This is a genomic window from Bradyrhizobium sp. USDA 3311 (assembly GCF_054062495.1).
In genome coordinates this window covers 7,047,747-7,061,702 of the sequence record NZ_JBSSFI010000001.1, presented here as the reverse complement: position 1 = coordinate 7,061,702, position 13,956 = coordinate 7,047,747, and the positions used below count along the sequence as shown (strand labels likewise).

The window sequence follows — 13,956 nt, the reverse complement described above, 5'->3', positions numbered from 1 at the left end:
TCTTCTCCTTGCGGTCAGGCGGCGGCCGACCGGTTGTTCTCGAGCGGAATTCCGCCGGCGTGGTGCGCGGCGATGTAGCCGAAGGTCATGGCGGGGCCGAGCGTGATGCCGCCGGACGGATAGCGGCCGGCCATGATGCTCGACATGTCGTTTCCGACCGCGTAGAGGCCGTCGATAGGCCTCTCCTGCGCATCGAGGACGCGGGCATGTTCGTCGGTATTGAGGCCTGCAAAGGTGCCGAGGCTGCCGGCGACGATCTTGACCGCATAGAACGGACCGGAGACGATCGGTGCGACGCAGGGGTTCGGCAGATGCGCTATGTCTCCCTGCACACGATTGTAGGGCGTGTCACCGCGTCCGAAGGCTGGATCCTCGCCGCGCGCTGCAAATCGGTTGTAGTGCTCGATCGTTGCCTTGAGCCCTTCGGCGGAGATGTCGCAGGCGCGCGTCAGCGCCTCGATGCTCGCACCCCGTTTCAGGTAGCCGTTGCGAATCCACGGCATGATCGGGAAGGGCGGAGGGCGGACGCGGCCAAGGCCGTAACGCCTGAGGAATTTTGCATCGCAGATCGCCCAGGCCTCGGCGGGCGTGCCCGCAGGCGTGGCGGCGAACAGCGCCTTCATCACGTCGTGATAGGAGTTGGCCTCGTTGGCAAAGCGCGTGCCGTCGCTGCGCACCATGATCAGTCCGGGCTTCGCGCGTTCGATCAGATGCGGAAAGCGGCCAACCGAGCCGTCGCGATGCGGAACCAGCGAGACCGGAGCCCAGGCTCCGGGATCGCTGAGATCGGTCCGCAGCTCCCCGCCGACGCTCTCTCCAAGGCGGATGCCGTCGCCGGTGTTGCCGGCCGGTGCTGCCGACCAATGCTCATGGCCGCTCGGGGCGTGAGCGAACAGTGCTGCCTTTCGCGCCGTATCGTGCGGGAAGCCGCCGCAGGCGAGCACGACGCCGCGACGGGCGCGAATCTCAACTGTCGCGCCGTCAAGAACGACGCGCGCGCCCGTGATGCGGGCTCCTTCGCTCAAGAGCGATCGGGCGGGCGCCGCCGTCATGATCCGAACGCCAAGCGCGTCGGCGGATTTCAACAGTCGGGCCACAAGCGCGTTGCCGTTGACGAGATGCATGCCGCGACCGAAGCGCAGCATGTCGACCAGATGCCGCGCGAGCCGGCGCGCGACATGCCGGAAGGAGGCCAGCGAGGAACGGGCGTTGAGAAAGTACCGGAGATCCGCGCCCGACGCGATGGCCATCCCGAACGGGGCGACTTCATCCAGCGGCGGCTTGAGATCGCGGAGGCGTGGACCGAGCTCACGGCCATCGATCGGCGCCGCGCAGAGCGAGCGGCCACCCGTGACCGCGCCCGGGCTCTTGCCGTGAAAATCCGGGATCTGGTTGCCATCGATGAAGGCAAGATGAGTCTCGCGCTGGAAGAACTCGATCATGCGCGGGCCTTGATCGAGGAACATGTCGACGCGGGCTGTGTCGTAACCATCGGCGAGCTCGTGCCGCAGATAGAGCTTGGGCTGCTCGGGGGCTTCCACGATGCCTGCCGCTCTCGCCAGCGGATTGCGCGGGATCCACATCCAGCCGCCGGACCACGCTGTGGTGCCGCCAAGCTGCGCCTCCTTCTCGACCACGATGACGTCGAGACCGAGCGAGGCGCCCGTAACCGCTGCAGCCAAGCCGCCCGCGCCCGAGCCGATCACGAGCAGATCGCAGTCGAGATGTTCGTCGCTTCTCACGTCAGCCTCCGGTTCACGCGGCGCGACGCGCCTGGGACACCCCGAGCGCATGTCGCGCCGCGCGATAGGCAAACGCGATGGCCGGACCGATGGTGATGCCCGGGCCCGGATAGGTGCCGCCCATGATCGAATTCGCCTCGTTGCCGCAGGCATAGAGTCCCGCGATCGCGCTGCCATCGGCGCGCATGACCTGTGCCCATTCGTTGACGACGAGACCGGTGGCCGCGCCGATGTCGCCGGGATAGAGTCGCACGGCATAATAGGGCGCGGTCGCAATCGGACCGAGCGTCGGGTTGGGTCCGATCGACGCATCGCCGTTGACGCGGTGATAGGGCGTGGTGCCGCGCCCGAAGTCCGGATCGATGCCATCAGCGGCATAGCGGTTCATCGCCGCGATCGTGCCTTCGAGGTTGGTCGCGGGCACGCCGATCTTGCCGGCGAGCTCACTGATGGTCGCGCCCTCGGTCAGATAGCTGTCGGCGAGGTAGGGAGCGAGGTTGCGCGTGCCCATCCGTACCATGCCGAGGCCGTATTTCTTGAGGCCTGTGGCGTCGGTGATGATGAAGCAGGGAATGCAGGGCACCTGCTTGTCGTGCTCGAACATCGCGCGACCGAACAGGTGATAGGAGACGGATTCGTTGACGAAACGACGGCCGGTCTGATCAACGCAAACCGTGCCCGGCTTGCTGCGGTCCATGACGAAATGGGGGAAGCTCGCGGTGCTGCCGTCGGCGCGCCGTCGGATCGAGACCGGCGCCCAGAACGCATTGTCGAGATTGCCTTCGCCGAGGCGCGCGCCGAGCCGCAAGGCGATGTCCTGCATGGTGCCGGTGTGCCCGGGAGCGGAAGGGCTGTATGTCTCGCCCTTGGGCAGCAGCTCGCCGCGGCGTTGCGGATGCCGATTGAAGCCGCCGGCGGCGAGCACGACGCCGTGCGTGGCCGCTACGCGGCGGCTCGTTGTGCCGGACTTGAGCACCGCACCGGTCACAGTGCCGTTCTCGGTGACGAGATCCTGCACCTCGGTGCGGATCAGGATATCGACGCCGCGCGCATTGAGCGAGGCCAGGAAGCGGCCGATCAGCGCATTGCCCATCACCAGGCGGGACCCGCGTCGGCCCTTAAGCCGATCGCCGGCGTAATGAGCGAGGATCTTGATGGCATGGGCAAACGAGCGCGCGGACTTCTTGAGGGCGAGCAGGTGGCCGATATCGGTGCGGTCGACCATCATGCCGCCAAAAATCGTGAACTCCGGGATCGGCGGACGGATCTTGCCGAGATCGGCGCCAAGGTCGCGGCCGTCGAACGGCACCGGTTCGAGAGCGCGGCCGCGCATCGTAGCGCCCTCGAACTGCTGCTCGTAATCTGGATGGGTCGCATAGGGGCGGAACTTGACGATGCTGTTGGCTTCGAGCGTTGCGACCGCGTCCGGCGCGCTGTCGAGGAAGGCCTCGCGCATCGACGGGGCAGAATGATTACCGACCACGCCGTCGAGGAACTTGCGGACCTTCTCCCGGCTGTCATCGGGATTGACGCTCTTCGAATGGTGCGAGTTGGGGATCCAGGTGGTCGCCGCCGAAAGCGCGCTGGTGCCTCCGACATATTCGGTGCGCTCGACCAGCAGGACCTTGCGGCCCTCGATGGCTGCGAACAGCGCAGCCGCCATGCCGGCCGCACCCGAGCCGATCACGATAAGATCGTAGCGGGCATCGTCGGAAATCGCTTCGATGTTCTTGAACATGGCCGTCACCTCGATCCGTCGCGCGCGAGCAGGAAGTCGACCATCGAGCTCTGCAGTGCGTTGTACATTTCAGTGCCCGTCGACGTCTTGCAGCCGAGGCGCCGCGCCGCCTCGACGAGCGGCGAGACCGCCGGGCTGGTGATGACGCAGCCGACAAACGTGCTGGCTTCGAGCTTCGATGCGTCGAGCGGAAGCGGGTCTCCGGCCTTCATGCCGAGCGGCGTTGCGTTGGCGACGAGGTCGAAGCCGGACGGATCGGCCGAGCCTGGCCCGATCCCAGCCTTGCCGAGTGTGGCCAGCTTCGCGATCAGCTGGTCCCGGCGGGCAGCTTCATTGTCGTGAATGGCCAGCGAGCGAACGCCGGCTTCGACCAGCGCCATGGCAATCGCCGATCCGGCGCCACCCGCGCCGACCAGCAGCGCGCACTTACCGGTCGGGTCGTAGCCGTTGGCGCGTACAGCTCCGACAAAGCCGAGCCCGTCGACGTGGTCGCCATGCCAGCCGCCTTCGCGGCGTCGGCGCATGATATTGACCGAGCCGAGTAGACGGGCGCGGTCGGTCGAGGTTGCGCAGAATTCGTAGCAGGCAAATTTGTGCGGGACCGTGACGATGATGCCGTCGAGATTGCGGACATCGGTCGCGGCCGCCAGGAACGTCTTGAGACGGGCGCCGTTGATCTGCACCGGCACCAGGATGCCGTCATAGCCGCGGTCGATGAAGGCCTGCGTGACGCCGGCCGGCGATTTCACCTGGGCGATGGGGTCGCCGACGATGATGTTGAGGCGCGTGGCGCCGGTCAGGTTGAGGTTGATCATTCTTCTTCTCTTCTTGGCTAGGCCGCCCCGCGAGCCTGCGCCGCTTCGGCCTGGACCACACCGAGCAGGCGGGCCTGCAGGTCATGGTCGCGTTCGAGGATCGCTGCATCGCCGGCAAAGGCAATTTGGCCGTTCACCAGCACATAGGCGCGGTCGACGATCGGCAGCACGGTCTCGGCGTGATGCTCGACGATCACCATGGCGACCTTGCCGCGCAGCTTGACGAGGGCGTCCATGACTTCCTTGACGACGGCCGGCGCGAGGCCCTCGAACGGCTCGTCGAGCAGGATCAGCTTGCTCGGCACCACGAGGGCGCGCGCGATCGCGACCATCTGCCGCTCGCCGCCGGACAGACTCTCGGCCTTGGCGGCACGACGCTCGCGCAGGCGCGGGAACAGTTCGAACACCTCGTCCAGGGCGATACCGCCGGGACGCGTGGCGAGCTGCAGGTTCTCGACGACGGTGAGGTTGGGGAAGAGCCGGCGTCCTTCGGGAACGAGCGAGATGCCGAGGCGGTTGATTTCGTAGGGCTTGAGGCGCGCGAGTGGCTTGTCCTCGAACGCGATGCTGCCGTTACTTATGGCAAGCGTGCCGCTGAGACCGCGCAGCAGCGTCGTCTTGCCGACGCCGTTGCGGCCGAGCAGGGCGACGGCTTCGCCGGCGTGAACGGCAAGATCAACCGCTTCAAGGACCGTGCTGCCGCCGTAGCCTGCCGACACGGCGTTGGCCGCAAGCAGTACTGGCGCTTTCGCATGGGCCATCCGCTCGACCGACGGCGGCGGCGACTGCGTGCCGTCCTTGGCGGCCCCGAGATAGGCCGCGACCACGTCGGGATTGGCGGCTACGTCGGCCGGCTTGCCGTCGGCGATTATCCGGCCCTGGTGCAGGACCGAGATGCGGTCGGAGATCGCAAGGACGCGATCGATGTCGTGCTCGATCAGGAGGACGCCGAGGGTCTGCGCGAGCTTCCCGATGAGATCGGCCACGACGACGCGGTCGGCCTCGGCGAGCCCGGCCAGCGGCTCGTCGAGCAGCAGCAGCTTGGAATCGATCGCGAGCGTAATGCCGATCTCGAGGAGACGCTTGGCGCCGTGGGGTAGATTGATGCATGGTTCGGCCGCGACGTCGGCAAGGCCGACGGCATCGAGGATCGACCAGGTCTTGGCGTTGACCTCCTCCATCGCATAGGCATCGGCGAGCATCTTGGCCGATCCCGTGCGCTGAGCCTGCACGGCCACGCGGACATTCTCGAACACGGTCAGGTTCTGGAATATCGACAGGATCTGGAACGAGCGCCCGATGCCGAGCCGGGCCCGAACATGCATCGGCGTCCGGGTGACGTCGCTGCCGTCGAACAGAATGCGCCCGCCGCTAGGCTTCAGTGCGCCGGACAGCATGTTGAAGAACGTGGTCTTGCCGGCGCCGTTCGGCCCGATGATGCTGTGAAGCACGCCGCTGTGGACCTCGATGTCGATGCTTTTCGCCGTCACCAAGCTGCCAAAGTTCTTGCTCAAGCCGATAGTCTGCAGCAGCGGCTTGCCGCGGTCGACCTTGGCGGCGCTGCTTGCGAATGGAACGATGGCGGCAGGTCGGGGCGGGATGTCGAGACGCACGAGCGTCCAGCGCTGCCGGCCGAAGAGCCGCTGCCACAGGCCCTGCATTCCTTCCGGAGAGGTCAGCGCGAACAGCATCAGGATGGGTGCGAAAACCAGCCACCAGTTCTCCGTGATGGCTGACAGGCGGTCTTCCAGCAGAATGAAGGCGATGGCGCCCCATAGCGGCCCGAGCACGTGATGCACGCCGCCGAGCACGGTCATCAGCAGGGAGTCGCCGGCGTGCTGCCAGCTCAGATTGTTGGCATAGACGCCCTCGAGCATAAGGGTGAGCAGGCCGCCGCCGAAACCGACGAAGGTGCCGGTAAGGATCAGCGCGCCATGCCGGAAACGATGGACGTTGTAGCCGAGGCTGCTCGCCCGCTGCTCGTTGTCGCGCACCGCCTGGAGAACGCGGCCGAACGGGGAGTGGGCGATCCGCCACATCAGCCAGATGCAGATCACGGTGACAGCGACCACGAAGACGTGGAACGACCACGGTCCGGCAAAGCTCGTGCGATAGACGCCCTGCAGCCCGTTCTCGCCGCCGGTGACGCCGGTCCATTTGAAGGCGATCTCGAAGGCAATCTGCGAGAACGCGAGCGTCAACAGCGAGAAGTACAGTCCCCTGCGGCGCAGGATGATGGCGCCGACCACGAGCGCCAGCAGCGCGGAGAACACCGTCGCCAGCAGCAGCGAGACGAGATCGTTGCCGTAGCGGCCGAGGATGAAGAAGGCGGCCGCATAGCTCGCGCAGCCGAAGAACACCGAGGCGCCGAAGGGGACGAGCCCGGTGTAGCCGACGAGAAGATTCACGCCGGCGCCATAGAGCGTGTAGATCGCGATCTGCGTGATCAGCGAGATGGGCGCGCCGAGCAGCGCCCAGGCTGCGGTGAGCGCGGTGAGAACGAGCGCGGCGACAAACGCCGGATGGCGCAACAGAGCGAGACTTTTCACTCGAATCTCTCCCAGCGTTCGCCGAACAGTCCGCGCGGGCGGACGAGGAGAATGGCGGCCATCAGGATGTACATGGCTGCGCCCGACCATTCCGGCTGGAACTGGATGGTCATCGCCGTGGTGATGCCGACCAGGAGGCCGGCCACGACGGCACCCAGGAAGGAGCCGAGGCCGCCGATGGTGACGATCACGAAAGCCGGCATGATGGCGCCCGCCGCCATCGACGGCGTGATGGTCCAGAGCGGTGCCGCCAAGAGCCCGCCGAGGCCGGCGAGCAGGCAACCCATGCCGAACACGCCGCTAAAGACGATCGGCAGGTTGATGCCGAGTAGGCCGACCATCTCCGGATCACGCGACCCGGCGCGGATGATCCGGCCGTAAGGCGTGTAGGCGAGAAAGGCCCAGAACGCGACCAGCGTCAGCGCGGTCGTGAGCAGCACGAACATCCTGTATTTGGTGATCAGGATCGGGCCGTATTCGACGAAGCCGGCCAGGAATTTCGGCGCAGCGAAGGGCACGGGCGCGCCGCCGAAGATCAGCCGCAACACCGCCTCCGCCAGCAGTGCGAGCGCGAAGGTCAAGATCAGCCCGAGCAGCGGTTCCTTGCCATAGAGGTGCCGGATCAGGACCATCTCGACGACGACGCCGATCGCGCCGGTCAACAGCGGCGCGGCAAGCGCCCCCCACCAGCCGAACTCCTTGGCCAGGGCATAAGCGAGATAGGCGCCGACGGCGAAGAAGGCGCCATGCGCGAAATTGACGATGCCGAGCATGCCGAAGATGATCGACAGGCCGATCGCGATCAGAACGTAGAGAAAGCCGAGCACAAGGCCATTGACGGCCTGCGACAGGATCATGTCGAGCATGGCGTCATCCGTTTTCGGATTTGGGCCGCGCGATGGCGCAAGCGGATTTGCCCGCGTCATCGCGTTTCACCCGGGGTCAAACCTCAGAGCGTGTCCATCTTGCAGGCGCTGTCGCCCGCCGAACCGAAGGCCTTGGCGATGTCGTCCGGCGTCTTCGGCAATTCGGCCTTGACGTCGAAATAGTCCCACTTGTCTGATATCTTGGGCTGAATGCCGGCAACCAGGAGGCGGCTCGTCATCTGGTGATCGAAGTCGCGATAGCCGATATCCAGGTTGCCGCGGCGATACTTCCAGTTCTCCAGCGCCCGCACGATCGCGCCGGGCTCGGTCGACTTCGCCATCTCGATTGAATCGAGCAGGCTCTTCATGCCCAGCCAGCCCATCCAGGCCTTGTCCGCCGCTGGCCTGTGGTATTTCTTCTCATAGGCCGCGGCCATCGCCTGTTCTTCAGGCGAGTTGTTCGGATTCTTGTACCACCAGGTGATGGTGTAGAGCCCATCGGCGGCTTCGGGGCCGACGCCCCACAGGTCGGTGTTGCCGACAGAGATCTCGGCGAATGGAATCTTGCCCTTCATGCCGAGCTCGTTCCACTGCTTCAGGAAAGTGGTGAGGTCGCTGGCAGCAATGCCGCCGATCACGACGTCGGGCTTGGCGGCGCGAATCTTCAGGATGAAAGACGAATAGTCCGGTGTGCCGACCGGCGCCTCGTCGGCGCCGACCACGGTGCCGCCATTGGCCGTGATGTAGTCGGTGAAGGCGCGCTTGATGTCTTGACCGAAAGCGTAGGACGCGGTCAGGAGGTACCACTTCTTGCCGATCGCAGCGCAGTAGGGGGCGAGAACGCGGGCATGAACATCGACCGGCGGCTGCAGGCGGAAGGTGTACTTGTTGCAGGACTTGCCAGTGAGGTCGCCGGTGGCGGCATTGGCCGCGACGTAAGGGATCTTGGCCTTCTTGGCGACCGATGAGATCGCGAGCGCGAAGGAGGAGAGCGCACCGCCGACCATGCCGACGACCTTCTGCTCGCCGACGAGGCGCTCCGCGCTCTGCTGAGCACCCTGCGGATTGGGCTCGTCGAGCCAGACGATCTCCGCGGGCCGCCCCAGGAGCGTGTTGTTGCGCTGTTCCAGTGCGAGCATGCCGCCCTGGGCGAGATATTCCGCCTGATCGACGATCGAGCCCGTCTTGGCCCAGATCATTCCGATCTGGATCGGCTCGGCGGCTGCCGCGTTGCCGATATACGGCATACCGAGGCGCGATGCCGCGAGCGACGTTGCGCCCAAGAGCAGGCCGCGCCGGCCGATGCGCAGGCCGGTTGCCGCTCGTGTCTTCTTCAGGTCCGTCATTGTCTCACCTCCCCTTCTGACATTGCGCCGGGCCGTGCATGCGGCTCTTGGGGCTTGCCCTACCATGACTGGAATTGGATTCCAATATCAAAAATCGAAAAATGGAATCCAATTCCAATTCTGATCAGCTCGTGCTAGAAGCCTCGCCGGGCGCAACGCAAATCAAAGAGGATGCGGAATGAGCAGGGTCGCCGTGGCGGTGATTGGGGCCGGCGCAATCGGACGGGCCCATTGCGAGACGATCCGCCGATCGGAGAGCTGCAGGCTCGCGGCGATCGCCGAACCTGCCGCAGCGGGAAAGACTTACGCGGAGAGCCTCGGCGTGCCCTGGTATGCGGATGCGCGCGATCTGCTGGGTGCAATGAAGCCGGATGCGGCGATCATCGCCACGCCGAATGCGACCCATCGCGAGTTCGCGATCGCCTGCATCGAGCGCGGCATTGTGGCACTGGTCGAAAAGCCGATCGCGAGCACGCTCGCTGATGCGGCGGCGATCGCGGCTGCCTCGGAGCGCGCGGGCGTGGCCGTTCTGGTCGGGCACCATCGGCGGCACAATCCGATCACGCGGCGAGCCCGTTCCATGATCGCCGAAGGCGCGCTCGGCCGCCTGACCAGCGCGACCGTGCTTGCGACCTTCTATAAGCCCGCCGATTATTTCGAGGTGGCATGGCGACGAGAGCCCGGCGGCGGGCCGGTGCTGATCAACCTCATTCACGAGATCGATCTGGTGCGCCACCTCTGCGGCGAGATCGCCTCCGTGCAGGCTGTCGTCTCCAACGCGGTGCGAGGCTTCGACGTCGAGGACAGTGCGGCGATCCTGCTCCGGCTCGCTGGTGGTGCGCTGGTGACGCTGAGCCTCAGCGACACCGCGGCAAGCCCCTGGAGCTGGGATCTCGCCAGCGGCGAGAGCCTGAACTATCCGCCGCAGCCGGCCGCGGTGCAGACGCATTTCCTCAGCGGCACCGAAGGCGCGCTGGCGCTGCCGACGCTCGACTATTGGCACTATTCGTCGGCGAAGAGCTGGTTTGCCCCGATCTCGCGCGACTCGGTTGGCGTCGAACGCGGCGATCCCTACCTTGCGCAGATCGATCATCTGGCGCGGGTGGTCCGTGGCAGCGAGGCGCCACTGATTACCGCCCGCGACGGCATGCTGACCCTGCGAGCCACGATGGCAGTTCACAAAGCGGCCAAAACCGGTCAGATAGTGCGGCCTGATCAGGAGATGGAATTGTGAATCAGGATGCTGCCTTGATGCTGAAGAACCCGGATCCCGTCGATGCGCCCAGCGGCCTTTTGGAGCGCACGCTCGGCGTGCTCGAGCTGCTCGCGACGAATGCCCGTGGCATGCAGTTATTCGAGATCGCCGACTCGCTGCACATTCCGCGCAGTGCCACGCACCGCGTGCTGACGAGCCTGATCGAGCATGGCTATGTCAAGCAGGAACGCGAGCAGGGCGCCTACCAGCTCACCGCCAAGATCGCCTCGCTTGCCTTCACCTTCCTCGCCGGCAGCGGCATCACCGATTTCGCCCAGCCGCTGCTGGATCACCTGGCGCGCGAGAGCGGCGAGCTGGTACGTCTCGCCATGATCGATGGTCGCGAGCTCGTATGGGTGGCTAAGGCGCAGGGCTCGCCCGCCGGCCTGCGCTACGATCCGGACATGGGCCAAGTGGGACGGCTGTCCTGCTCGGCGAGCGGTCACGCCTGGCTGTCGTGCCTGTCGGACGAGGACGCGCGCGCGCTGGTCGAGAAGCAGGGCTATGGGCTGCGCAAGGATTATGGCCCGCGCGCGCCCGAGAGTTGGCCGGCGCTGCTGAAATATCTGCGCCAGTCCCGCAAGCGCGGCGTCAGCATCTGCGTGCAGACCTATACGCCCTGGATGAGCGCGTCCGCGGCCCCCATCCGTCATCCCAAGTCCAAGGAGGTGACCGGGGCCGTGGTAATCGCCGGTCCCCATATCCGGCTGACCGAGGAGCGCATGCTCGAGTTGGCGCCGGCGCTGCTGCAGACGGCGCAGGAGCTGTCGATGGCGACGCTCGCCTCGCCCGGTCTCTACGGCCGTGCCGCGCGGCCGGGCGAAAGCTTCTTCGGCGCTGGCAGCTGATCGGCGCGGAGACCTGACATTATGCAGATTCTGATCACTGGCGGCGTCGGTTTCATCGGAGCGTGGCTGGCGCGACGGCTCGCGGGCGATGGTCATCGGCTGCGCGTGTTCGAGTCGGTCGAGCGCTCGGCGCAGTTCAACGGGATTGTCGGAGCTGCCGCCGCGTCCGTGGAGTGGCGCATCGGCGATATCGCGGATGGGCAGGCGGTGCGTGCCGCAGCCGAAGGCTGCGACGGAATTGTCCATCTCGCCGGCGTGCTGACGCCGGCCTGCAAGGCCGATCCCGTGCGCGGCGCGATGATCAACCTCGTCGGCACGTTGAACGTCTTCAACGCCGCGCAAGCGCTCGGTATCCGCCGCATCGTCTATACGAGCAGCGCCGGCGTCTACGGCCCTGACGACGAGACGACGCCGCGGCCCATTACCCATTACGGGGCATTCAAGCTCGCCTGCGAAGGCAGCGCGCGGGCCTATTGGGAGGACCATGGCATCGCCAGCATCGGCTTCCGGCCCTATATCGTCTATGGCTATGGCCGCGAAACCGGGTTGACTGCGGGCCCATCGCTGGCCTGCCGCGCGGCCGCGCGTGGCGAGACCTATATCATTCCCTATATCGGCACGGCTGGCCTCGTGTTCGTCGACGATGTCGTCGCGGCCTATTACGCCGCGCTTCGCCGCGAGCCTCATGGGGCGCACGTCTTCAACTTGCCGGGCGAGGTGGTTTCGAACGACGACGTCGTCGCGGCCGTGCGTGACGTCGTCCCCGGTGCGAAGATTGGGATCGATGGTCCCGTGCTTCCATTCGCGGAGGACATCGGCGAGGGCGACTTGCGGCGCGCGCTTCCCGGCTTGCCCTTGACCTCGTTGCGCGACGGCATTCGTCGCACCATCGAGCTTTACCGGGCGGCCCCATGACGCTTCCGGTGCTCGGCGCCCACACTTTCGGCTTCGCGTGGGACTGCGTCGCGGAGGACGCCATCGAGCGGCTCGCCGCTGCGGGCTATCGCACCATCCAGTTGATGGCGACGCCGCCGCACTTCGATCCCTGGGTACAGGACGCCGCGCGCACGCGGCGAATTCGCGCGCTGATCGAGCGGCATTGCCTGTCGCTCCTGGCGCTCGACCTCGCCAGCAGCGACATCAATCTCGCAAGCCCGTCGCAACACGTGGTCGATTTTGCGGTTTCGTCTTATGTGGCCACGATCGACCGCGCCGCCGAGCTCGGCGCGCGCTGGATCTGCGTCGGCTCCGGCCGCCGGCACGCGCTGCTTGCCAAGGCCAACGACCGATTGATGGTGAGTTTTCGCGACGCCTTCGCCCGCATTTACGACAAGGCGGAGCGCGCCGGCGCGCCGGTCATCCTCGAAAACCATCCGCAGGGGCTGCTCGCCAGCGCCGCGGACATCACTCGCTTTCTCGATGCCGAAGGCTATGCCGGGATGCCGGTGATCTACGATGTCGCCAATGCCGTTGCGATTGGCGAGGATCCGGTCGAGGGTCTTAGGGCGCTGTGGCCCCGTCTCGGCATCGTTCATCTATCGGACAGTCCGAAGGGGCAGTGGCGACACGATCCGATCGGCTCGGGCGAGATCGATTTTGCGGCCATCGCTGCGCTGCTGAGGCAGCGAGCCTATGAGGGCAGGGTCGTGCTCGAGATCCTGTCGGACCAGCCGCTCAAGGACATCGACGAAGGCGCCGCGATACTCAAGCGGCAGGGCCTGGCCTTTTCTCTCGCCGGCTGATCGCGCAATGCCAGCTTCAGCTGGCAGCCGCGCGGGTCTCGTCGGAGAACAGCCGCTCGCGGAAGCGGCCCGGCGACAGGCCGACATTGCGGGAGAAGAAGCGGTTGAAATAGGCCGGATCGGCGTAGCCGAGTGCTGCGCCGATCTCGTTCACGGTCATGTCGGAGTAGAGCAGGTTGCGCTTGGCCTCCGTGAGCAGCCGATCATTGATCAGCGCCAGCGAGGACTTGCCTGTCGTCATCCGGCAGCAGGCGTTGAGGCGCGCGGCCGTGACGCCGAGCTTGCGCGCGTAGACATCGAGCGAGGGGTGATCGCGATAGTGCTTCTCGACCAGCTCGCGAAAGTGCATCACGGTCTCCGCCTCCCGTGCGCTGGAGATCGGACGGACACGCTCCTGCTCGAGCAGCCGGCGAACCGTTACTGCGAGCAGTTGCAGATAGGCCTTGATGGCGGTGCGGCGGCTAGGTGCCGACCAGACGAATTCGTGCTCGAGCGAGGCGAACAGGCCGACGAGGTCGATGTCGCGGCCGATCTGTTGCGACAGGAAGCGGACCGGTACGCGAAAGCCGTCGATGAGGTCGGCATCGTCATCGAGCGCGGATTGCAGGAAGGGCAGCGCCACGGTGGCGACATAGCCGTCGGTGCCGGGTCTGAAGCGGATGGCATGGATCGTCAGCGCCGGGATGATGACCAGCGCCGGCGGCGAGACCTCCCAGCTCACGCCCTCGACCTCGATGGCGCCGCCGCCCTTGCTGATCACCAGGACCTGGTGATGGTCGGGATGCGTGTGCGTCCGGATTGTCCAATTGTGCCTGCCGCTGCGCACCGGGATCGGCTCGATATGGAGGAACGACGGTTCGACCTTCGAAGCCGCTTCCTCGTACAAAAAATAGTGCGGAATCATGCTTGCGGTTCCCTCCGCGGCAGTGGCGGTTAGTTCCGGTCGCTGCACTGCACTTATGAAAAGTACAATACAAAAAGAGTTTCGTCCATTGGCGGCGCCCGCGGTCGCGCCTATCGAGAATACGAGCCGTCGTCAGACCCAAACAAAGCAA

11 protein-coding genes are annotated in these 13,956 nt (G+C 65.9%); 4 read left to right on the top strand and 7 right to left on the bottom strand.

Translation table 11 applies throughout. From position 1 onward, the window contains the following. Nucleotides 1-14: 14 nt before the first annotated feature. From ACVWW6_RS33970 to ACVWW6_RS33945, 6 genes are all read right to left on the bottom strand, one after another. Entirely contained in the window at nt 15-1,742 is a 1,728-nt protein-coding gene (locus ACVWW6_RS33970) for an FAD-dependent oxidoreductase (protein WP_060913035.1), read from the bottom strand. A 13-nt stretch (nt 1,743-1,755) separates the two neighbouring features. Beyond that, entirely contained in the window at nt 1,756-3,480 is a 1,725-nt protein-coding gene (locus ACVWW6_RS33965; protein WP_060911477.1) for an FAD-dependent oxidoreductase, read from the bottom strand. A gap of 5 nt (nt 3,481-3,485) precedes the next feature. Then, nucleotides 3,486-4,295 (bottom strand): shikimate dehydrogenase family protein, encoded by an 810-nt coding sequence (locus ACVWW6_RS33960; protein ID WP_456682207.1) that lies wholly within the window; start codon nt 4,293-4,295, stop codon nt 3,486-3,488. Nucleotides 4,296-4,312: 17 nt separating this feature from the next. Beyond that, nucleotides 4,313-6,844 carry a branched-chain amino acid ABC transporter ATP-binding protein/permease gene (locus ACVWW6_RS33955; RefSeq protein WP_456682206.1) on the bottom strand — a complete coding sequence of 844 codons (2,532 nt, stop codon included), beginning with the start codon at nt 6,842-6,844 and terminating at the stop codon, nt 4,313-4,315. Continuing rightward, nucleotides 6,841-7,710 (bottom strand): branched-chain amino acid ABC transporter permease, encoded by an 870-nt coding sequence (locus ACVWW6_RS33950; RefSeq protein WP_028170747.1) that lies wholly within the window; start codon nt 7,708-7,710, stop codon nt 6,841-6,843. Before ACVWW6_RS33950 ends, ACVWW6_RS33955 begins: the two co-directional genes overlap by 4 nt. Before the next feature lie 83 nt (nt 7,711-7,793). Beyond that, nucleotides 7,794-9,056 (bottom strand): ABC transporter substrate-binding protein, encoded by a 1,263-nt coding sequence (locus ACVWW6_RS33945; protein WP_456682205.1) that lies wholly within the window; start codon nt 9,054-9,056, stop codon nt 7,794-7,796. A 178-nt stretch (nt 9,057-9,234) separates the two neighbouring features. Here ACVWW6_RS33945 and ACVWW6_RS33940 point away from each other — a divergent pair, with 178 nt between their 5' ends. The 4 genes from ACVWW6_RS33940 to ACVWW6_RS33925 are packed head-to-tail and all read left to right on the top strand — an operon-like array spanning nt 9,235 to nt 12,901. Then, a complete protein-coding gene (locus ACVWW6_RS33940; protein ID WP_271613244.1) occupies nt 9,235-10,290 on the top strand; it encodes a Gfo/Idh/MocA family protein in 1,056 nt (351 codons plus the stop codon). Further along, nucleotides 10,287-11,159, top strand: coding sequence for an IclR family transcriptional regulator (locus ACVWW6_RS33935; RefSeq protein WP_011086446.1), 873 nt, complete (start codon nt 10,287-10,289; stop codon nt 11,157-11,159). The genes ACVWW6_RS33940 and ACVWW6_RS33935 overlap by 4 nt, the downstream gene beginning before the upstream one ends. 21 nt (nt 11,160-11,180) lie before the next feature. Then, nucleotides 11,181-12,074 carry an NAD-dependent epimerase/dehydratase family protein gene (locus ACVWW6_RS33930; RefSeq protein ID WP_456682204.1) on the top strand — a complete coding sequence of 298 codons (894 nt, stop codon included), beginning with the start codon at nt 11,181-11,183 and terminating at the stop codon, nt 12,072-12,074. Further along, nucleotides 12,071-12,901, top strand: coding sequence for a sugar phosphate isomerase/epimerase family protein (locus tag ACVWW6_RS33925; RefSeq protein ID WP_456682203.1), 831 nt, complete (start codon nt 12,071-12,073; stop codon nt 12,899-12,901). Before ACVWW6_RS33930 ends, ACVWW6_RS33925 begins: the two co-directional genes overlap by 4 nt. Before the next feature lie 16 nt (nt 12,902-12,917). Here ACVWW6_RS33925 and ACVWW6_RS33920 read toward each other — a convergent pair whose 3' ends face one another. Then, nucleotides 12,918-13,805: a helix-turn-helix domain-containing protein gene (locus tag ACVWW6_RS33920; RefSeq protein WP_456682202.1), complete on the bottom strand. Its 888-nt coding sequence runs from the start codon at nt 13,803-13,805 to the stop codon at nt 12,918-12,920. Nucleotides 13,806-13,956: the final 151 nt, after the last annotated feature.